16 protein-coding genes are annotated in these 18689 nt (G+C 66.1%); 8 read left to right on the top strand and 8 right to left on the bottom strand.

Annotated features, from left to right (window positions below):
- Positions 1–197: 197 nt before the first annotated feature.
- Genes KW836_RS17115 through KW836_RS17090 form a run of 6 tightly spaced genes read right to left on the bottom strand, consistent with a single transcriptional unit; the run spans position 198 to position 8850 of the window.
- Complete coding sequence (locus KW836_RS17115) at positions 198–1181, bottom strand: tripartite tricarboxylate transporter substrate binding protein (RefSeq protein ID WP_218344151.1); 984 nt, start codon at positions 1179–1181, stop codon at positions 198–200.
- A gap of 48 nt (positions 1182–1229) precedes the next feature.
- Positions 1230–3158 (bottom strand): acyl-CoA synthetase, encoded by a 1929-nt coding sequence (locus KW836_RS17110; RefSeq protein WP_218344150.1) that lies wholly within the window; start codon positions 3156–3158, stop codon positions 1230–1232.
- Positions 3159–3174: 16 nt separating this feature from the next.
- On the bottom strand, positions 3175–4308 hold the full coding sequence (locus KW836_RS17105; protein ID WP_218344149.1) for an acyl-CoA dehydrogenase family protein: 1134 nt from the start codon (positions 4306–4308) through the stop codon (positions 3175–3177).
- Between the two features lie 9 nt (positions 4309–4317).
- Positions 4318–5514, bottom strand: coding sequence for an acyl-CoA dehydrogenase family protein (locus KW836_RS17100; RefSeq protein WP_218344148.1), 1197 nt, complete (start codon positions 5512–5514; stop codon positions 4318–4320).
- A gap of 9 nt (positions 5515–5523) precedes the next feature.
- Positions 5524–6705 (bottom strand): acetyl-CoA C-acyltransferase, encoded by a 1182-nt coding sequence (locus KW836_RS17095; RefSeq protein WP_218344147.1) that lies wholly within the window; start codon positions 6703–6705, stop codon positions 5524–5526.
- A gap of 24 nt (positions 6706–6729) precedes the next feature.
- Entirely contained in the window at positions 6730–8850 is a 2121-nt protein-coding gene (locus tag KW836_RS17090) for a 3-hydroxyacyl-CoA dehydrogenase NAD-binding domain-containing protein (protein WP_218344146.1), read from the bottom strand.
- A gap of 207 nt (positions 8851–9057) precedes the next feature.
- Here KW836_RS17090 and KW836_RS17085 point away from each other — a divergent pair, with 207 nt between their 5' ends.
- From KW836_RS17085 to sodC, 4 genes are all read left to right on the top strand, one after another.
- Entirely contained in the window at positions 9058–9990 is a 933-nt protein-coding gene (locus tag KW836_RS17085) for a LysR family transcriptional regulator (protein WP_175121231.1), read from the top strand.
- A 56-nt stretch (positions 9991–10046) separates the two neighbouring features.
- Positions 10047–11279, top strand: coding sequence for an AI-2E family transporter (locus tag KW836_RS17080; RefSeq protein ID WP_218344145.1), 1233 nt, complete (start codon positions 10047–10049; stop codon positions 11277–11279).
- Positions 11280–11357: 78 nt separating this feature from the next.
- Complete coding sequence (locus KW836_RS17075; RefSeq protein ID WP_218344144.1) at positions 11358–12686, top strand: DUF445 domain-containing protein; 1329 nt, start codon at positions 11358–11360, stop codon at positions 12684–12686.
- 170 nt (positions 12687–12856) lie between these two features.
- Complete coding sequence (gene sodC, locus KW836_RS17070; protein ID WP_218344143.1) at positions 12857–13381, top strand: superoxide dismutase family protein; 525 nt, start codon at positions 12857–12859, stop codon at positions 13379–13381.
- 26 nt (positions 13382–13407) lie between these two features.
- On the opposite strand, the gene KW836_RS17065 is transcribed toward sodC, so the two are convergent.
- Entirely contained in the window at positions 13408–14031 is a 624-nt protein-coding gene (locus KW836_RS17065) for a glutathione S-transferase family protein (protein WP_218344142.1), read from the bottom strand.
- Between the two features lie 125 nt (positions 14032–14156).
- Here KW836_RS17065 and alaE point away from each other — a divergent pair, with 125 nt between their 5' ends.
- Positions 14157–14618 (top strand): L-alanine exporter AlaE, encoded by a 462-nt coding sequence (gene alaE / locus KW836_RS17060; RefSeq protein ID WP_370633038.1) that lies wholly within the window; start codon positions 14157–14159, stop codon positions 14616–14618.
- 105 nt (positions 14619–14723) lie between these two features.
- Here the strand turns inward: alaE and KW836_RS17055 are convergent, their stop codons facing one another.
- Positions 14724–15020 (bottom strand): hypothetical protein, encoded by a 297-nt coding sequence (locus tag KW836_RS17055; protein WP_239212621.1) that lies wholly within the window; start codon positions 15018–15020, stop codon positions 14724–14726.
- A gap of 424 nt (positions 15021–15444) precedes the next feature.
- Between KW836_RS17055 and KW836_RS17050 the strand changes: the two genes are divergently transcribed.
- From KW836_RS17050 to KW836_RS17040, 3 genes are all read left to right on the top strand, one after another.
- The gene (locus KW836_RS17050; RefSeq protein ID WP_218344309.1) at positions 15445–16146 is read left to right on the top strand and encodes a winged helix-turn-helix domain-containing protein; all 702 of its coding nucleotides are present in this window, start codon (positions 15445–15447) and stop codon (positions 16144–16146) included.
- On the top strand, positions 16139–17446 hold the full coding sequence (locus KW836_RS17045; protein WP_218344140.1) for an ATP-binding protein: 1308 nt from the start codon (positions 16139–16141) through the stop codon (positions 17444–17446). Before KW836_RS17050 ends, KW836_RS17045 begins: the two co-directional genes overlap by 8 nt.
- 126 nt (positions 17447–17572) lie before the next feature.
- On the top strand, positions 17573–18676 hold the full coding sequence (locus KW836_RS17040) for a serine hydrolase (protein WP_175121237.1): 1104 nt from the start codon (positions 17573–17575) through the stop codon (positions 18674–18676).
- Positions 18677–18689 lie beyond the last annotated feature (13 nt).

Raw genomic sequence — 18689 nt, 5'->3', positions numbered from 1 at the left:
CGGGAAATCGTCGGGCAGCCAGTCTAACAAAAGGCGGCCGGGGCGGCAGACATTTCTTGCATACAAAATCTGTCTGCACGCTCTTCCCTAACGGTGCGGGGCTGCGCGCTGCGCGGGGATCGCGGCAGCAGCGCCTGCCGGCCTGCCCCTGTCCTCCCGGCGTCCGTCCCACTTGCTCGTCCCGCCAGCTTGTCGCGCTACTTGGCCATCAACCCCAGGTTTTCGATCAATGCCTTTTCCTTGACGAAGGTGGCCTGCGCCCAGGCCTTGTAGTCCTCGCTGCTGCGGTAGGCCGGTTCCTGATTGAGCTGCATCATGACGTCCATGCTGGCCTGGTCGAACAGCGCCTTCTTGAACGCGTCATGCAGGATCTTCACGACCGCCGGGTCCATGCCCTTCGGACCGGCCAGACCATACGGCGACGTGGACACGACCTTGTAGCCCAGCTCTTGCGCGGTCGGCACGTCGGGCCAGCGCGTCGTGCGCTTTTCGCCAAAGGTGACCAGCAGGCGCATCTTGCCGGAATCGACGAACTGGTCCCAGCCGGTGGCGTCGCTCTGCGCCATGACATGGCCGCCCAGCAGCGCCTGCTGCATGTCGGCGTTGCCCTTGAACGGCACGTGGTTGAGCTTGACGTTGGCGTTGATGGCGATCTCTTCGATGATCAAATGCGGCGACGAGCCGATGCCGGTGGAGCCGTAATCGATCTTGCCGGGCGCCTTGCGCGCCGCCTCGATGTACTCGTTGAAGGTCTTGTACGGCGAATCGGAGCGCACCGTGAAGCCGAAGGTATAGCCCGACAGGCCCAGGATGAAGGTGAAATCGTTGATCGGATCCCAGCTGCTTTTCTGCATGTAGGGCATGCGGAGCATCGCCAGCGTATACAGGGCGATGGTGTAGCCGTCCGGTTTGGCCGTCTTGGCCATGGTCGCCGTGCCCAGCGTGCCGCCGGCGCCGGGCCGGTTTTCCACGATGACGGGCTGGCCCAGGTGTTTGGAAGCGTCCTGCGCAACGATCCGCAGGTGGCGGTCGGTGGATCCGCCGGCCGGGAAGGGCACGATCAGGGTGATGGGCTTGGTGGGAAAGTCCGTCTGGGCGCTGGCGGAAAAGGGCAACGCGGCGCTTGCCAGCGTGAGCGTCAGGGCGGTAAGGACAGCGCGTCGCAGGGGAAGTCGGTTCATATTGTTTGTCTCCTGGTGGTTTGCCTGATGGTTGTTATGGGCGGCCGGTCAGTCGCGCAAGTCGACCTTGACGGGCAGCCGGGACAGCGCTTCGCGCAGCTGGGCTTTCAGCGGCGCGGGCGCACCGGCGCCGGCTTCTACGGCGACATCCGGTTGCGCATCGGCCAGCACGCGGAAGACGGGATCGTCTTGCGCGCGGCCAGCCGCTTGCAGGGTGCGCGCCACCACGGCCTCGACCGACACGGCGGTCGCCAGGCGGCGCAAATCGGGTTTGTAGATCTTGCCCACGTTTGTCATCGGCATGGTCTCCAGCACGACGACCCGCTTGGGCCGTGCGGGGCCTTCGTCCACGTGCTCAGCGGCGTAAGCCACCAATTCCGCCTCGGTCACCTCGCTGCCTTCGGCCAGCGTGACGAAGGCGATGGGCAATTCGCCCGCGTAGGCATCGGGGGCGCCGACTGCCGCGCAAAGCTGCACCGCCGGGTGTCTGGCAAGCGCGTCCTCGATGGTCTTGGGGTCGATGTTGTGGCCGCCGCGGATGATCAGATCCTTGGCGCGGCCCTGTAGATGCAGGCGGCCCTCGGCATCCATCAGGCCGACGTCGCCGCTGATGAGCCAGCCGTCCTCCGTGAAGGCGCGCGCGGTGTCGTCGGGGTCCAGAAAACCGGGGATGACGTTCGGCGCCTTGATCAGCACCATGCCCGGCGTGCCGGGCGGCAGATCGCGCGCGGGCTGGCCCGCGGGCATGTCCAGGCTGACGATGCGGATTTGCACATACGGCAGCGGGAACCCCACGCAGTTGACGGGGAATTCGCAGCCGGGGGGCGAGATCGAGGTGATGCCCGCCATTTCGGTCATGCCCAGGCTTTCGCTGACGTGCAGGCCGAAGAGGCGCTTGAAGCGCGCGGCCAGCTCGGCGGGCAGGGGCGCGGCGCCGGTGCGGCAGTAACGGAGCGATGAAATGTCGGCGCCGGCCAGCGGCACCTCGGCCAACGCGGCCAGGATGGTCGGCACGCCCTGCAGGGAGGTCGCGCGGTGCTTTTCGACAAGGCGCCAGTAATTGCGCAGCACGTCGCGGTTGCGCAGCAGCAGGGTGGTGGGAATGACGGTTTCGACGCCGGACGACAACGCCGCCAGCGATGCCGGCAGCACGCCCGCCACATGAAACAGCGGATAGCCATTGATGACCACATCGCCGGGACCTGCGTTTTGCAGTTGCACGGCCGCCCAGGCGGAAAACACCTGATTGGCGTGCGTGTGGATCGCCAGCTTGGGCGCGCCCGTGGTGCCGCCCGTGTGGAAATAGGCGGCCACGTCGCTGGCGCGGATGACGCGTTCGCTGACCAGCCGGTCGGAAGGCTGGGCCGCGCGCGCGGCATTGAAATCCAGCGCGAAGTCCGGCAGCGCGGGGCGGTCCGCTTCGGCTTCATGCCACGGCGCCACGCGCAACAGCGACTTCAGGGTCGGCACGCGCTCCATCAGACGCAGCGCCTTGGACCACGAGCCGCACTCCACGTCGGATCCATAGGCGATCAGCGCCTTGGCGCCGGCCGTCGTCATCAGCGATGCCAGCTTGTCTTCGGTGAGCAGCGGATTGAGCGGTTGAACGATGCCGGCCGCCTCGCCGCCCCAGAGGGCAAGGTGGTATTCCAGGCAGCCGGGCAGCAGCACGCCCACGGCGTCGCCTTCGCGGATGCCCAGGCTGTGCAGCAGGTTGGCGGTCTGGTGGATGCCGGCCAGCAGGTCCTGATAGGTCCAGCTGATGGCGTCGTCGGCGGGATCCGCGCTGCGCAGGAAGGTCAGCGCGCGCCGTTCACCGAACGCGGCCGCGGAATTGCAGAAAATTTCGTAGGTGCTCTGCACCGTCAGCGTTTCTTTCAGCGGCCGGGCCTGCAGCCGCTGGACGTCCTCTGCGGTGCGCACCGGGAACGGCGCGGCGAAGGGGCGGGAGAGGGTGGCGGAACGGGATTCGATCATGGCCGTGCGTCCGCGTTCATGCCTGCCCCAGCGCAATGTAGCGGCGCAGGTGGTGGTCTTCGTCGCCCAGCTGATGGTCGATCATGACCAGGCGCTTGGCGTAGTGCGCCAGCGGCAACTCCCAGGTCATGCCGATGCCGCCATGCAGCTGGATGCATTCTTCGGCCACCAGCGTGCCGATGCGCCCGATGGTGACCTTGGCGGCCGACAGCGCGCGTTCGCGCGTGACACGGTCGGGGTGGTCGACGGCGGCGGCGGCGTTGATGACGGCCGAGCGCGCCTGTTCGATCTCCAGCAGCACGTCAGCCATGCGATGCTGCAAGGCCTGGAAGCTGCCGAGCGGTGCGCCAAACTGGCGGCGCGTGCGCAGGTATTCCAGCGTGGCGTCGCGCGCGCAGTCCATGGCGCCGACGGCCTCGGCGCACAGCGCCAGGATGCCGCGTCCCACGGCGCGCTCCAGCAGCGGGAAACCGGCGTCCGCCTCGCCCAGCAACGCGCCGGGTCCAAGCTGCACGTTGTCCAGCACAAGCTCCGCGGCGCGCCCGCCGTCGATCAGTCCGTAGCCCCGCAGGCTCAGGCCGGGCGTCGCCTTGGTCACCAGAAAGAGGCTGATGCCGGCCTCGTCGTCGTCAGCGCCCGACGTCCGCGCCGACACCAGGAATAGATCCGCGTGTTCGCCCGCGTAGACGACCGCCTTGGCGCCATTGAGCACCCAGCCGTCGGCGCTGCGTTGCGCACGCGCCTGCACCTGGTTGAGGTCGTACCCGGATTGCGGTTCGGCGTGGGCCAGCGCGGCGGTCAGGCTGCCGGCGATCAGGCCTTCCAGCGCCTCGCGCTGTTGGGGCGTGCCCTTTGATGCGATCGCGCTTCCCACCATCACCGCATCCAGGAAGGGTTCCACGACCATGCCGCGGCCCAGCGCTTCAAAGACGACAGAGATGTCAAAGCCCGCGCCGCCCAGCCCGCCGTCCGCCTCGGTGAACAGCGCGCCGATGGCGCCCAGCTCTGCGTAGCGTTGCCAGAACTCGGCGCTGTACCCCTGCGGCGATTCGGCGTGGCGCATGCGGGTGGCAAAGTCGTATTGCTCGGCGACAAAGCGGCGCAGCATGTCCGAGAGCATGCGCCGGTCTTCGGTGTGTTCGAAATTCATGGCCAGCCCTTACAGTCCCAGGATCATCTTGGAGATGATGTTCTTCTGGATTTCATTGGAGCCGCCGAAGATCGACAGCTTGCGGTTGTTGAAGTACTGCGCTGCGGCGCTGTTGGCGCCGTCCGGGCCGATGGGCGGCGCATCGTAGCCATCGTGCAGCGCCTCGGGCACAAAGGGGCGCGCGTACGGGCCCATGGCGCGGCGGTTCAAGGCGCTGATCTCCTGGCGGATCTGGGTGCCGCGGATCTTCAGCATCGAACTCTCCGCGCCAGGCGCGCCGCCGCCGGCCACGGCCGCGACCACGCGCAGGTTGGTCGTGCGCATGTTGGCCAGCTCGATCTCGACGCGCGCCAGCCGCGCGGCAAAATCCGGGTCTTCGGTCATCGGGCGGCCATGCCGTTTCTGGCGCGCGGCCACGGCCTTCAGGCGTTCCAGCGCAGCCGTGGACTGGCCCACGCCGGCAATGTTGGTGCGCTCATAGGTCAGCAGATACTTGGCGCACGTCCAGCCGCGGTTTTCCTCGCCCACCAGGTTCTCGACGGGCACGCGCACGTCAGAGAAGAACACTTCATTGACTTCGTGTTCACCGTCCAGCGTGATGATGGGGCGCACTTCGATGCCCGGGCTGTTCATGTCGATCAACAGAAAGCTGATGCCTTCCTGGCGCCGGCCTTCCTGCGAGGTCCGCACCAGGCAGAAGATCATGTTGGCGTACTGGCCCAGCGTGGTCCACGTCTTCTGTCCGTTGACGACGTAGCTGTCGCCATCGCGCACGGCGGTGGTTTTCAGCGACGCCAGGTCCGAGCCCGCGCCGGGTTCGGAGTAGCCCTGGCACCACCAGTCCGAGCCGTCGAGAATACGCGGCAGCCAGTAACGGCGCTGCGCCTCGGTGCCGTACTTGATCAGCACGGGCCCCAGCATGCTCAGGCCGAACGGCACGATGCGCGGGGCGTTGGCCAGTGCGCATTCGTTGTCGAAAATGTACTTCTGCGCGGCCGTCCAGCCGGTGCCGCCGTATTCCTCGGGCCAGTGCGTGGCCAGCCAGCCTTGCGCGTTCAGGATCGCGTGCCATTCGGTCATGTCGTCACGCGTCAGCAGCTTGCCTTCGCCAACCTTGTCCGCCAGACGCCGGGGCAGCCTGGCGTCCAGAAAGGCGCGCACTTCGTCGCGGAAGGCGATTTCTTCGGGGGTGAATTCCAGATCCATGCGGGTCTCTCAGTAGATTTCAAACAGGCCGGCCGCGCCCATGCCGCCACCAATGCACATCGTGACGACGGCATAGCGGGCGCCGCGGCGGCGGCCTTCGATCAGGACATGCCCAGCCAGCCGCGCGCCGGTGACGCCGAAGGGGTGACCCAGCGCAATGGAACCGCCGTCCACGTTCAGGCGGTCCATGGGGATGCCCAGCTTTTCCTGGCAATACAGGGCCTGCGAGGCAAAGGCCTCGTTCAGCTCCCACAGGTCGATGTCCTGCACTTTCAGGCCGTGGCGCGCCAGCAGATTGGGCACCGCGTAGACCGGGCCGATGCCCATTTCGTCCGGCTCGCAGCCGGCGATGGCAAGGCCGCGGAAGGCGCCCAGCGGACGGATGCCGGCGCGCTGCGCCTCGGCCGCTTCCATCAGCACGCAGGCGGCCGCGCCGTCGGACAACTGCGAGGCATTGCCCGCCGTGACGAACTGGCCTTCGCCGCGCACGGGCGCCAGGCCGGCCAGCGCCTCGTAAGTCGTGCCGGGACGGTTGCAGGTGTCCTTGTCCACCGTCACTTCGCGTTCGGTGACCGCCCCGGTGGCGCGGTCCGTGACGGACATGGTGGTGGTGACCGGAATGATTTCCTCGCGGTAGCGGCCCGCGGCCTGCGCGGCCTCGGTGCGCGCCTGGCTTTGCGCGGCAAAGCGGTCCTGCGCCTCGCGGCTGATGCCGTAGCGGGCGGCCACGATGTCGGCGGTCTCGATCATGGGCAGGTAGAGTTCGGGCTTGTTGGCGACGATCCACGGGTCCATGCCGCTGACGCCATCGTCGCGGGTGCGGATCTGCGACACCAGCTCGACGCCGCCCGCAATCACGGCGGGTGCGCCGTCCATCACGATGCGGCTCGCGGCCGACGCGATCGCCTGCAGGCCGGATGCGCAATAGCGGTTGATGGTGGCGCCGCCGACGCTGACGGGCAGCTCCGCGCGGATCACGGCCTGGCGGCCGATGTTGCGCCCGGTGGCGCCTTCCGGATAGCCGCAGCCGATGAACGCGTCTTCGATCAGCGCGGGGTCGATGCCGGCGCGGTCCACGGCGGCGCGCACGGCGTGCGCGGCCAACGTGGGCCCGGCAATCAGGTTGAATTCGCCGCGCCCCGCCTTGGTGATGGGGGTGCGGGCAGTGGAAACGATGACGGCTTCACGCATGAGGGTTCCTAGGATGAATTCGGATCAGGCGGCGTTCAGGCTGCCGAAGGTGCGGCCGGACTCGGCCAGTTCCACGAGCAGCGGCGACGGCTTCCAGAACGCGGGGTCTTCCTTCGCATAACTGCGGATGTCGGCAAGAATGCTTTGCAGGCCCACGCTGTCGGCGTAGTGCATCGGGCCGCCGCGGTGGCGCGGAAAGCCATAGCCGGACAGGAACACGACGTCGATGTCGGACGGGCGCAGCGCGATGCCCTGGTGCAGCACGTTCGCCGCTTCGTTGACCATCGCGGCCAGGTAGCGGCGCAGGATGTCTTCCTGCGTGAACGGCCGCGGCGTGACACCGGCGCGGCGGCGTTCTTCGTCGATGATGGCAAGCACTTCCGGGTCCGGCGTGCCCTGGCGCGCGCCGTCGGGGTACAGATAAAAGCCGCGGCCGGTCTTCTGACCAAACCAGCCGCGCTCGCAGAGGCGGTCAGGAATCTGCACGTAGCGCAGCGCCGGGTCGCGCGTGGCGGCGCGGCGTTTGCGCGTCGCCCAGCCGATGTCTCCGCCGGCCAGATCGGCCATCTGGTACGGACCCATCGGATAGCCAAACGCGCGCACGGCGGCGTCGATGTCATAAGGCGAGGCGCCATCCTCCATCATCATGTCCGCCGCCTGCCGGTGCACGGCCAGGATGCGGTTGCCGATGAAGCCATCGCACACGCCCGCGCGCACGGGAATCTTGCGCAGCCGTCGCGCCAGCTCGAAGCCGGTTGCCACGGTGTCCGGCGCGGTGTGGCGGCCGACCACGATCTCCATGAGCTTCATGATGTTGGCCGGCGAGAAGAAGTGCAGCCCCAGCACGTCGGCCGGTCCGCGCGTCGCTTCGGCGATGCGGTCCACATCCAGGTAAGAGGTGTTGGTGGCCAGCACGGCGCCGGGCTTGGCAACGCGATCCAGTTGCGCGAAGACGGCCTGCTTGACGGCCATGTCCTCGAACACGGCTTCGATGATGAGGTCGGCCTCGCCCAGCGCGTCATAGCTGGTGGCCCCGGTGTAGCGCGCCAGGCGCGCTGCGCGTTCATCGGCGCTGATCCGGCCTTTCTTGACCAGCAGGTCGTACACCTGCTCGACGCGTGCGCGGCCACGTGCCAGCGCGGCCTCGTCCTGTTCCACCATCACGACCGGCAGGCCCGCATCGAGCACCGCCACGGCAATGCCCGCGCCCATCGTGCCGCCACCGACGATGCCCACGCGCTCAAGCCGGCGCGAGCGCGCTTCCTTCAGCTCGGGGATCTTCGCGGTTTCGCGCTCGGCAAAGAACGCGTGGACCAGCGCCGCGCGCTGCGGGCTGTCCAGGCATTGCAGGAAGAGCGCGCGCTCGATGCGCAGGCCTTCGTCGAAGGGCTGTTCGATCGCTGCGCGCACCGCGTCGACGATCTTTGCGGGCGAGTACAGGCCGCGGGTGGTAGCGGCGACGCGTTCGGCGGCGGCATCCACCACCGCCAGTTGCGCTTGCCGGTCTGAGAGAGCCTCGGCCGCATCACGGGTGCGGCGCGGGCCGGCGTTCAGCGCCAGCAGTTCGCGCGTGTAGGCAAGGCCTGCGTCCAGCGGATCTTCCTCAGTGGACAGCACGTCGACCAGCCCCGAAGCCAGGGCGGCTTCGGCGGGCAAGTGCTTGCCGGTCAGCATCAGGTCCAGCGCGGCCTGTGCGCCCATCAGGCGCGGCGCACGCTGCGTGCCGCCCGCTCCGGGCAACAGGCCCAGGTTCACTTCGGGCAGGCCGAGCTTGGCGGTGGCCAGCGCCACGCGATAGTGCGCCGCCAAGGCAATCTCCAGCCCGCCGCCCAGCGTTGCGCCGTGCAGCGCCGCCACGACCGGCTTGGCGCTGGCTTCGATCTGATTGCATAGGTCGGGCAGCAGGGGCGGTTGCGGCGGCTTGCCGAACTCGCGGATGTCCGCGCCCGCGATAAAGTTTTTGCCAGCGCCCATCAGCAGAATCGCGCGGACCCGCGCGTCCGTCTGCGCCTGTGCGATGGCGTCGGACAAGTCTCGACGCACGGCGGCGCTCAACGCATTCACGGGGGGATGGTCGATGACGATGACCAGAATGTCTTCGTAGCGGCGCGTCTGGGCCGCGCCGGTGCTTGCGCTGTCTGTCATGGACAGTGTCTCCAATGATGCTTCCTGCTCGCGCGCCGCGCCGGCATGCCGGTGCGCCGACGCCTGGCGCGAACGGAGCTTTGGCGGGCCAGGGGTGGCCCGTCTCTTATGGCTTTATTCTTTCGCAGCAAAGATGTCTTGACAATGACATCGATAATTGACACTACGGACAAGAAAATTTGACAATGCACGGCAAGGAGCGCCGCCATGGACACCAAATCCCTTACCCTGCTGGTCGAAATCCTGGACGCGGGCAATCTCAGCGAGGCCGCGCGCCGCCTGAAGATGACGCGCGCCAACGTCAGCTATCACCTGAGCCAATTGGAGCGTTCGGTCGGCATGCAGCTGGTGCGGCGCACGACGCGGCGCGTGGAACCCACCGAGATCGGCCTGAAGCTGTACAAGCACGGGCGCAGCATCCAGGATGAGCTCGCAGCCGCGCGCGAATCGATCGAAACTCTGGGCAAGACACCGCAGGGCAAGGTGCGCCTGAGCGTGCCCAGCGGCTACGGGCAGTTCGTGATGACGCCCTGGCTGCTTGAGTTCAAGAAAACCTATCCCGACATCGTGCTGGACGTGCTGTTTGAAAACAGCGTCGAAGACCTGCTGCGCGACGAAGTCGACATTGCCGTGCGCATCATGTCCGAACCGCCGCAGCATCTGGTCGCGCGCGAACTCGGCCAGGTCCGCTACGTGGCCTGTGCGTCCAGGGACTACGCGGAAAGCCGCGGGCTTCCCCAGCGGCCCGAAGACCTGGCCGGCACGCCCGTCATCAGCGCCGCCGTGATCGGCCGGCCGCTGCGCCTGTCGGCGTACTACGGCGGGCAGCCCCGCCAGCATGTCGTCCTGGAACCCACCGTCATTTCCCGCAACTATGCCTTCCTGCGCGACGCCATCCGCGCGGGCCTGGGCGTCGGCGTGGTGCCGGATTATGTGGTGCACGAGGACATTGCGCGCGGCGAGCTTGTCCCCGCGCTGACCGACTGGCGCTTGAGCATTTTTGGGCGCGGCATGTATATGCTGTACATGCCGAATCGCCACCATCCGCGGGCGCTCGCAATGATCATTGAATTCATCCTGGAGCGGGCGCAGCGGCAGCACGAGGGCGAGCCGGGTCTGCTGGCAATCAGCAGCGGCTGAACCTGCCGGGCACGCAACTTGCTGACGGCCTTCGCAAAACGGATGTGAGGGGAAAGATGGACAGCGCGACGCCAGTGGTCACTTCGCCGCAGAGGGAAGGCCCGGAACCTGTAGCGGCCCAGGCCGCCGAAAAAAAGGCCGAGCCGGCGGCGGCAAAGCCCGATCCTTCCGAGGAAAAAGTCACGGCGCAGGACGCCGGCCTCATCAAGCCGCCGTCGCCCACGCCGCTCGTGCGCGTCAGCGGCTTCTGTCTGGTGACGCTGACTGTCCTTGCCGTGTTGTTTGGCCTGAAGGCGGGGCAGGAATTCATCGTTCCGGTGGTGATGGCGATTGTGGTCGCCTATACCTTGGATCCCGTCGTCGCCCTGATGGAGCGATATCGCGTGCCGCGCTCGCTGGGCACCGTCATCGTGATGTCGGCCATCGCCGTCGGGATCGTGGGCGTCATCTACGTCACGCAGGACCAGGTCGCCGACATCATCAATGCGCTCCCCGAGATATCAAGCAAGCTGTCCCGCACGCTGGGCGGCCTCTTGAGCGGCGACGGCTCCCTGATGGAAAAATTGCGCAACGCAGCAAGCATCCTGCAGGAGTCGGGTGCGCCCAAGCCCGGCGGTCGCGTCGTCGTGGCCAAGTCGGACGGCGGGCTGAGCGACATCCTGCTGTGGGGCTCCAAGGGGCTGGCCACCTTCGTCGGGCAGGCCACCATGTGCGTGTTCCTGGTTTTCTTCCTGCTGCTGTCGGGCAACGCGTTCAAGCGCAAGTTCGTCAAGATGGCCGGCAAGACGTTGTCGCAAAAGAAGATCAGCGTGCACATGCTGGACCAGATCAACAACTCGATCCATATGTACATGGCGATGATGCTGGTGACCAATGTGGCGCTGGGGCTGCTGTCATGGGGCGCCTTCCGCCTGCTGGGACTGGAAAACGCTGCGACCTGGGCGGTGGTGGCGGGCGCGCTGCACATCATCCCGTACTTCGGCCCGCTGATGACGGCGGTCGGCACTGGCGTCGCGGGACTGGTGCAGTTCGGTGAGCTCGGTCCCGCACTGGCCATCTCCATGAGTTCCGTCGCCATTGCGTTGTTGATGGGCGTCGTCGTCACCACCTGGATGTCTGGCCGCATCGCACGGATGAACGCCGTGGCCGTGTTCATCCTGCTGCTGCTATTCACGTGGCTGTGGGGCATCTGGGGAACGCTGCTGTCCGTGCCCATTGCCTTCATCGCGAAGGTGGTGGCCGATCATATCGAAGGGTTGGAGGCGTTGTCGGAGTTCCTGAGCGAGTAGGGCGGATGGCGGTTTCCGGGTGAAATGGCCGGGCCGCCATCGATTGGTATGCTCGGGGCTTGCATCAACGGATCCTTCATGACCGACACTACGCAACCTCAACGAATCGCCGGCGCGCACACCGCGCTGGATGCCGATGCGCGGCGCGCGCAATTGCGCCGCATGAAGATCGGGGCGCTGGCGCTGCTTGTCGCCATGGTCAGCGGCTTCATCACCAGTCACGTCATGGGCGGGCAGGGCGCGTGGGCCTGGGTGCGGGCGTTTTGCGAGGCAGCCACCGTTGGCGCGTTGGCCGACTGGTTCGCCGTGGTTGCGCTGTTCCGGCGGCCGATGGGTCTGCCCATTCCGCACACCGCCATCATCCCCAGCAACAAGGACCGCATCGGCGACAGCCTGGCGATCTTCGTGCGCGATCACTTCCTGGACCCCGACACCCTCATTGAAAAGCTGCGCGTCTTCGATCCCGCCGCGCGGCTGAGCCGCTGGCTGGCCCAGCCCGCGCAGGCGCACGCCCTGAGCGATGGGGCGCGGCGCGTGGCGCTGCAGACGCTGGACCTGCTGGACGATCGGGCCGTGCGCGGTGTCATCCAGGAATTCGTCGTCAGCAATCTGCGCCGCTGGGATGCGGCGGGCACCGCCGGCGAGGTGCTGGGCCTGTTGACCCGCGACGGGCGGCACCAGGAGCTGCTGGACGCCGCGATGGAACGCCTGGGCGGCTACCTGGCCGAGGAAGACGTCAAGGAGCGCGCGTCGACCCTGCTCGTGAAGTTCGCCCGCAAGGAATGGCCGCGCATCATCGCCGCCGTTGACGTGGTCAAGTCCGTCGACAACATCGCCGACAACCTGGCCGACCGCCTGGCGCGCGCGCTGGTCGAAGAGCTGCGCGACGTGCTGTCCGAGCCCGACCACCCTGTGCGCCGCGACTACGAGGCGTGGGTGATGAACTACATCGAACGCCTGAAGACCGACCCGGCGCTGGCCAGCCAGGTCGAAGCCCTGAAGCAGCGCGCCATCGACCACCCCAAGGTCCAGGAATACGTTCAAGGCCTGTGGGACGACATCCATGCGGCGCTGCGGCGCGACCTGGCGGACGAACATTCCGCGCTGGCCGCGCATCTGGAAAGCGCGCTGCTGGCGCTGGCGCGCAAGCTTGGCGAAGACCCCGGCCTGCGAGAAGCCATCAACAACCACATCTTGGGCGGCGCGCGGCGTCTGACCGGACGGCTGCGTGTTGGCGTCACCGAGCACATTTCGCGCACCGTCAAGAACTGGGACGAACGTCATCTGGTCGACGAACTGGAACTCAGTGTGGGGCGCGATCTTCAGTACATCCGCTTCAACGGCACGCTGGTGGGCGGCCTGATCGGCGTGCTGCTGCATGCGGTGGTCCTGATCGTGAACGGCTAGGCAGCGGCTTTGGCCTTTCCCCACACCGTGTCACAACCTTGTATCAGGAACGAAGTTTTCTGGCGGACCGCCCGGCCCCGGTGCTATCTTCATCTGCGCCGCCGGCTGCGCGAGGCGCGCCTTACCGATGGCCGCCCGCAGCTTGCGGGCATCTTTCCAGGAGGCAATTCATGAAGAAATTCTCGATGCTTGTCACGGCGCTGGCATTGGCGGGCGCGTCCAGCGCGGCGCTGGCCGAAGACGTCTCGATGTCGTTCCTGACGCCCGATGGCGTCGGTAAGAGCGCCGGCACCATCGCCCTGAAAGACACCAAGGAAGGGCTGCAATTCACGCCCCACCTCAAAGGCCTGCCGCCCGGCGAGCGCGGCTTTCATGTGCACGAGAAAGGCTCGTGCGAGCCCGGTCCGGTAAGCGGCAAGACCGCGCCGGGCGGCGGTGCGGGCGGGCACCTGGATCCCAAGGGCACCAAGGCGCACAAGGGGCCGATGGCGACCGACGGACATCAGGGTGACCTGCCGTTCCTCACCGTCGCGGCCGATGGCAGCGCGACGAAAACCGTGCTTGCGCCGCACCTGAAGCTGGCTGACGTGAAGGGCCGGGCGTTGATGATCCACGCTGGCGGCGACAACTACAGCGACAAGCCCGAGCCGCTGGGCGGCGGAGGCGGACGTATCGTTTGCGGCGTCGTGAAATAGGGGGAGTGCGCCCGCGGGCGCTTTCCTCAAGCCGTGCCGTTGCGGCCGTACTGCCGGTAGCCGTCGCGCTGCGCCAGCCGGTCGTAGTACGCCGCCACGGCGGGCAACGCGGGCTTTTCGAACGGCGTCTCGAACCAGCGGTTCACCGACAGCCCCACCGGGATGTCGGCCAGCGTGAACGCGTCGCCGGCCACATAAGCGCCGGTGGCGGCCAGCCGCTGGTCCAGAATCCCCATGAACCGCGCCCAGTCGCGGCACGACGCCTCGATGGCGGCCTCGTCCCGGTGCGCGGGCGACTGCCGCGCCAACGCCATGAAGGCGTAGCTCCAGGACCGGTTCAAGTCGGTTGCCTGCCAATCCATCCACTGGTCCACCCGCGCGCGCCGCTTCGGCTCGGCCGGATACAGGTGTTGCCCCTGATACTGGCCCGCCAGATAGCGGATGATGGTGTTCGACTCCCACAGCACGAAGTCGCCATCCTGGATCACGGGCACCATGGCATTGGGATTGCGCGCCAGGAACTCCGGTTCGGACGTGGGCCGGAAACCGCTGCCCCAGTCTTCGCGATCAAACGGCAAATTCAGTTCTGCGCACGTCCACAGCACTTTACGCACGTTGATGGACGAGGCTTTTCCCAATATTTTCAGCATGTTGGCTACCGCGGGGAGGACGTTTTTCGGAATCGAAGGTCGTCGCAGTCTAGCGGGCCGGGGAACGTGCCGCCATATACAGATTCGGGCGCCGGCAGGCAGAACAGATGCCGGGGGAACGGCACGTGACGGACAAGACCACCTCGCCGCTATCCACGCGCTCCTATATTGCCGACACCGTTGCGCTGATCCTGTTCTTTACGACGACAGGCATCATCAACGAGCGCTGGATCGCGGGAATGACGTGGGACCAGGTGTTCCACGCGCGGCTGATCGGCGGTGCGCTGATGATTCCGGTCGGTAGGCCTTACGGTCTCTGGCGCGATTGGACAATGCGGCGCGCGAAGGACACGCGCGTGTCCCGGCTGCTTTGGGATAGCGTGGCGCTGATGACTTTCCAGGTGCCTATTTACGCCGCGATCATCGCGATCAGCGGGGCATCGGGCGAGGGTCTGGTGCGAGGGATATTGGGCGCGGCCGTGATGATGCTGGTGCTGGGCCGGCCTTACGGCGCGTTTTTGAATGCGATCAGGCGCGTGTTCGGCCTGCCGCCGGGAGGATCGCGGCCGATGTCGCTTAACGAGTAAGCCGTGCGCTTGGGCCTGTCGTGATTGCCGCTCGACGAGTACCCGGACTTGAAGTGTGCCGGGTACTAATCGAGCGTCGGTGGTATTGAATCTGCGACGCGGGTTTTACATCGTCGGTTGCGGAATCGGCGTTTCCGCCGGCATCGAGCCCGTCATGCGCGCCGGGCAACCCGACAGACCCCACTTCGTCACGATGCCCTTTTCGATCATGAACTTCTCGACGCACACGTGATAAGCCGAAATCGGGCCCCAGATCTCTTCGTACGAAATAATTCTTGCACCGCTTTCAAGCGTGTAGCTCTTCTTGGGCGGTCCCCACTTGGAAACCAGTTGCTCTTCGGTGCTGCCCACCCATGCTGCATTAACGTCGTTGTAGGTCTTGTTCCGCTTGCCGGTAATCATGCTCATCTGCGCGGAAGTGCAACCCGCGAGCAGCGCAGGCAAAACCACAAGCAGTGCAATTTTTCTCATTTTGATTGTTACCCCGAAGATCGACGATTGAGACTGAGGCGCTTGATCGCGGCACGTTGTTGATTGACGTTGTGCGTGCATGTCTCACGCACGGCGGCTGCCGCGCGGTGAGGCTGGCCTCGCTTTTTCATTATTTTTGAGGCGCCAATGTATCAGATAGGTACACGGGCGACCGGTAACAATTCTGACGGTTTGTATGGCCTGCAGGCGCGGCCACGTTAGCGGCGCGCGGGGTGTTCAGCGCATGCCGCTTTGCCCATTGCCCTCAACAACGCCCACGCGACCCGAAATTCTTTCGGTGTATGCTTGCCGCCAAAATGCACTGTGCCGGTGCATGAAACTCTGTCTCCACACCATGACCAAGGCCTTGTTAGTCGAAGACGATGCGAAGCTGGCGCGCCTGATCGCGCAGTTTCTGGAACAGCACGGATTCAACGTTGTTCAGGCGTATCGTGGTGATCATGCGGTGGATGCGTTTCGTCGTCACGAGCCGGCCATCACCATTCTTGATCTGATGCTGCCTGGCCGAGACGGCCTGCAGGTCTGCCGCGATCTGCGGGCGTTCTCGTCTGCGCCGATCCTGATGCTGACCGCCCGCGAAGACGACGTGGATCAAATCCTGGGTCTGGAATCCGGCGCAGACGATTACGTCATCAAGCCCGTGGAGCCGCGTGTTCTGCTGGCGCGGATCCGCGCCCTGATGCGTCGTCACAACCAGGCTGAAACGCAGCCTGAACTCCTGGCGTTCGGACCGTTGTCGATCGACCGTCAGACCCGCGCGGTCGTGCTGGCCGGCGCAGAGGTCGACCTGACGACGCTGGAATTTGAAATGTTGTGGGCGTTGGCTAGCCAGGCCGGCCAAGTGCTGACGCGCGACGATCTGCTCAACGCCGTGCGCGGCATCGAGTTCAACGGGCTCGATCGCACCGTGGACGTGTGCATCAGCAAGTTGCGCCGCAAGCTGGACGACGATCCGCGTGACCCGGCGCGCATCAAGACCATTTGGGGCAAGGGCTACCTGTTCTCGCCCAAGGTCCACGAGCTGGGCAATGCTTAGGTTCGTCCTGCGCATTTTCGTGGTGCTGGCCATCGGGTTCGTGCTGTCGAACGAAGTGGTGGACCGGGCGGCGAACTATCTCTTTGAGTCCGAGACAACCAACTACACGCGTGAAGCCGTGCGCGGTCAGCTGCACAGCCTGAAGCAGGAACTGGCCCATGTGCCGCCCGAGGCGCGCCCCGACTACGTGCGCAACACGTTGGCGCCCCATTACGGTTTGGCGTTGCAGGTCCTGAATCCGGCCGACTACAACGCGGCGGAATTTGCGCTGACCGATGTGGAACGCCGCACCATCGACGCAGGCGGATTCTTCCTGCGCGACGACCAGATGAGCTTCGTGGCCGCCATACCGGGTCCGGGCGCGCAGTGGCTGATGGTCAAGCTGCCGCCCGAGCCGCTGGTCGGCACGTGGGTGATCGTCGCCATCTACGCCGCCCTGGGCGTGATGTTGTGTGGATTCATGCTGGTGTGGGCGCTGCCGGTCTGGCGCGATCTGGAAGCGCTGAAGACCGCCGCGCAACGGATGGGACAGGGCGACCTGCGTGTGCGCGCCGAATTGTCGCGGTTTTCCAGCATCCGTGGGCTGGGCGACACGTTCAACCAGATGGCCGATCGCATCAGTGCGCTGATCAGCAATCAGCGCGAGCTGACCAACGCGGTGTCGCACGAACTGCGAACGCCCATCGCCCGGTTGTCGTTCGAACTGGACATGATCGAGCAAGAGGCCGACGCCGCCGCGCGCAAGCGTCTTGTCGAGGAAATGAAGAACGATGTCGCCGAGCTGGACAGCATGGCATCGGAGTTGCTGATGTACGCCCGCCTGGAACACAAGCGCGACGACATCCCGCTACAGCCCCAGGATGCCCGCGGCTGGCTCGATTCCGTTGTGCAACACGCCTCGTTTGAGGCTGAGCGAGCGCGTGTGCATTGCGAGGTGACGCACTGTGATGCGGGCGAAGTCCGGCTGCATCCGCGTTACATGACGCGCGCGTTGCTGAACCTGCTGCAAAATGCCATCCGGCATGCCGGCGGAAACGTTCAGGTTGGACTGGCCAGTCCAGAGCCTCTGCATTACGTGCTGACGGTGGATGACGACGGACCCGGCGTGCCGCCTGCGGATCGTGAGCGGGTTTTCGATCCCTTCATCCGGCTCGACGAGAGCCGCGCGCGCGGCACCGGAGGAACGGGACTGGGATTGGCCATCGTGCGCCGTGTGGCCCGATGGCACAACGGCGAGGCGCTGGTGTCTGACAGTCCGCTGGGCGGCGCCCGCTTCGTTATCCGTTGGCATGCCGCCTGACTCGACCTGGCGCGCGCGCAACGCACGCGCAAAGATCTTCACAAACTCCCTACAAAGCAGGAAGGATCGCGCGGTGGCGCATCGATAGCATCTCGGCATTTCTCTTTCACGGGGTTGCCGTCATCCATGTTCTCGCTTGCCCGCCTGATTGCCATCGGATCGCTCTTCGTCGCTGTGGGCGGTTGCCAGGGGTTGCCACCCGCCGCGCCCGCGACGATTCAGAAAGGGGACTATGCGGCGGTGGTCGACTACCTGACCGAGCGCATCCCTTACGAAATGGGCGTGTCCAAGGTTCCCGGCCTCTCCATTGCGGTCGTGGACGATCAGCGCATCGTCTGGAGCACGGGTTTCGGGTACGCGGACACGGCACGGCATCGACGGGCGACCGGCGACACGCTGTATCGCGTGGGCGCCATCAGCAAGGTCGTCACGGCGGCGGCCGTGCTTCGCGCCGCGGACGACGGCTTGCTGTCGCTGGACCTGCCGGCTGACGACGCCTTGATATACGGGCGCCTCGAACCGCGCCGCAACGCCGCGCAGTGGATGGATGCTGCGCCCTTCACCGCCCGTACGCTTCTGGGCGTGCATCCGGCCACGCTGGAAGACACGATGGGCCGAGCCCGTGCCGACATGGCGTATGCCTTGCTGGGCGACATGGTGGCGCATGCGGCACAAGAACCGCTTGACGCGTACGTGAGGCGCACCGTTCTTCGACCCCTGAACATGCCGCGCGCGGGATTTCATCCGCACGAGCGCATGAAGGGGCAGCGGGCGGCCGGCTACCGGCGCGGCCAGCCCTGGGCGGAAGGGCCACAGCCGAACGCGGCGGCAGATGGCCTGTGGATGAGCGCATCCGAGATGGCGCGCTTTTCCAGCATGCTGTTCGGGCAAGGCAGAGCCGGCGCCGGATCCGGGGCAGGACAGGTGCTGTCCGAGCGATCCGCGCAGACGTTGCTGGGTTTGGAAACCGTGGCCGTTAGCAGCATGGATCTGGATTGCCGCCTTGCCTTGTCATGGCTGGCCGCGCCTTGCGGCGACGAATTGGTGAGCGCGACATCGCTACGCGACCATAGCGGTGCGACGGAAGCGTTCCACTCGCGGTGGGTCGTTGCGCCGCAGGACAGACTTGCCGTGATGGTCATGAGCAACGCGGATTCGGGCGAGGCGCTGGTCGGCTCGGTTGCGACGCTGACAATGCGCCTGATGCGCCAGGCCAGGCATGGCATGTAGTCGCCGCCCCGGG

The organism is Achromobacter sp. ACM05 (assembly GCF_019218915.1).
GTDB classification, from domain to species: domain Bacteria; phylum Pseudomonadota; class Gammaproteobacteria; order Burkholderiales; family Burkholderiaceae_B; genus Achromobacter; species Achromobacter animicus.
The sequence above is the reverse complement of the archived record's forward strand: the minus strand, read 5'-3'. Positions and strand labels throughout refer to the sequence as shown.

Coding starts and splice junctions, on each gene's coding strand:
- KW836_RS17115 (WP_218344151.1), bottom strand. CDS start 1,181: ATGAACCGACTTCCCCTGCGACGCGCTGTCCTTACCGCCCTGACGCTC.
- KW836_RS17110 (WP_218344150.1), bottom strand. CDS start 3,158: ATGATCGAATCCCGTTCCGCCACCCTCTCCCGCCCCTTCGCCGCGCCG.
- KW836_RS17105 (WP_218344149.1), bottom strand. CDS start 4,308: ATGAATTTCGAACACACCGAAGACCGGCGCATGCTCTCGGACATGCTG.
- KW836_RS17100 (WP_218344148.1), bottom strand. CDS start 5,514: ATGGATCTGGAATTCACCCCCGAAGAAATCGCCTTCCGCGACGAAGTG.
- KW836_RS17095 (WP_218344147.1), bottom strand. CDS start 6,705: ATGCGTGAAGCCGTCATCGTTTCCACTGCCCGCACCCCCATCACCAAG.
- KW836_RS17090 (WP_218344146.1), bottom strand. CDS start 8,850: ATGACAGACAGCGCAAGCACCGGCGCGGCCCAGACGCGCCGCTACGAA.
- KW836_RS17085 (WP_175121231.1), top strand. CDS start 9,058: ATGGACACCAAATCCCTTACCCTGCTGGTCGAAATCCTGGACGCGGGC.
- KW836_RS17080 (WP_218344145.1), top strand. CDS start 10,047: ATGGACAGCGCGACGCCAGTGGTCACTTCGCCGCAGAGGGAAGGCCCG.
- KW836_RS17075 (WP_218344144.1), top strand. CDS start 11,358: ATGACCGACACTACGCAACCTCAACGAATCGCCGGCGCGCACACCGCG.
- sodC (WP_218344143.1), top strand. CDS start 12,857: ATGAAGAAATTCTCGATGCTTGTCACGGCGCTGGCATTGGCGGGCGCG.
- KW836_RS17065 (WP_218344142.1), bottom strand. CDS start 14,031: ATGCTGAAAATATTGGGAAAAGCCTCGTCCATCAACGTGCGTAAAGTG.
- KW836_RS17055 (WP_239212621.1), bottom strand. CDS start 15,020: ATGATTACCGGCAAGCGGAACAAGACCTACAACGACGTTAATGCAGCA.
- KW836_RS17050 (WP_218344309.1), top strand. CDS start 15,445: ATGACCAAGGCCTTGTTAGTCGAAGACGATGCGAAGCTGGCGCGCCTG.
- KW836_RS17045 (WP_218344140.1), top strand. CDS start 16,139: ATGCTTAGGTTCGTCCTGCGCATTTTCGTGGTGCTGGCCATCGGGTTC.
- KW836_RS17040 (WP_175121237.1), top strand. CDS start 17,573: ATGTTCTCGCTTGCCCGCCTGATTGCCATCGGATCGCTCTTCGTCGCT.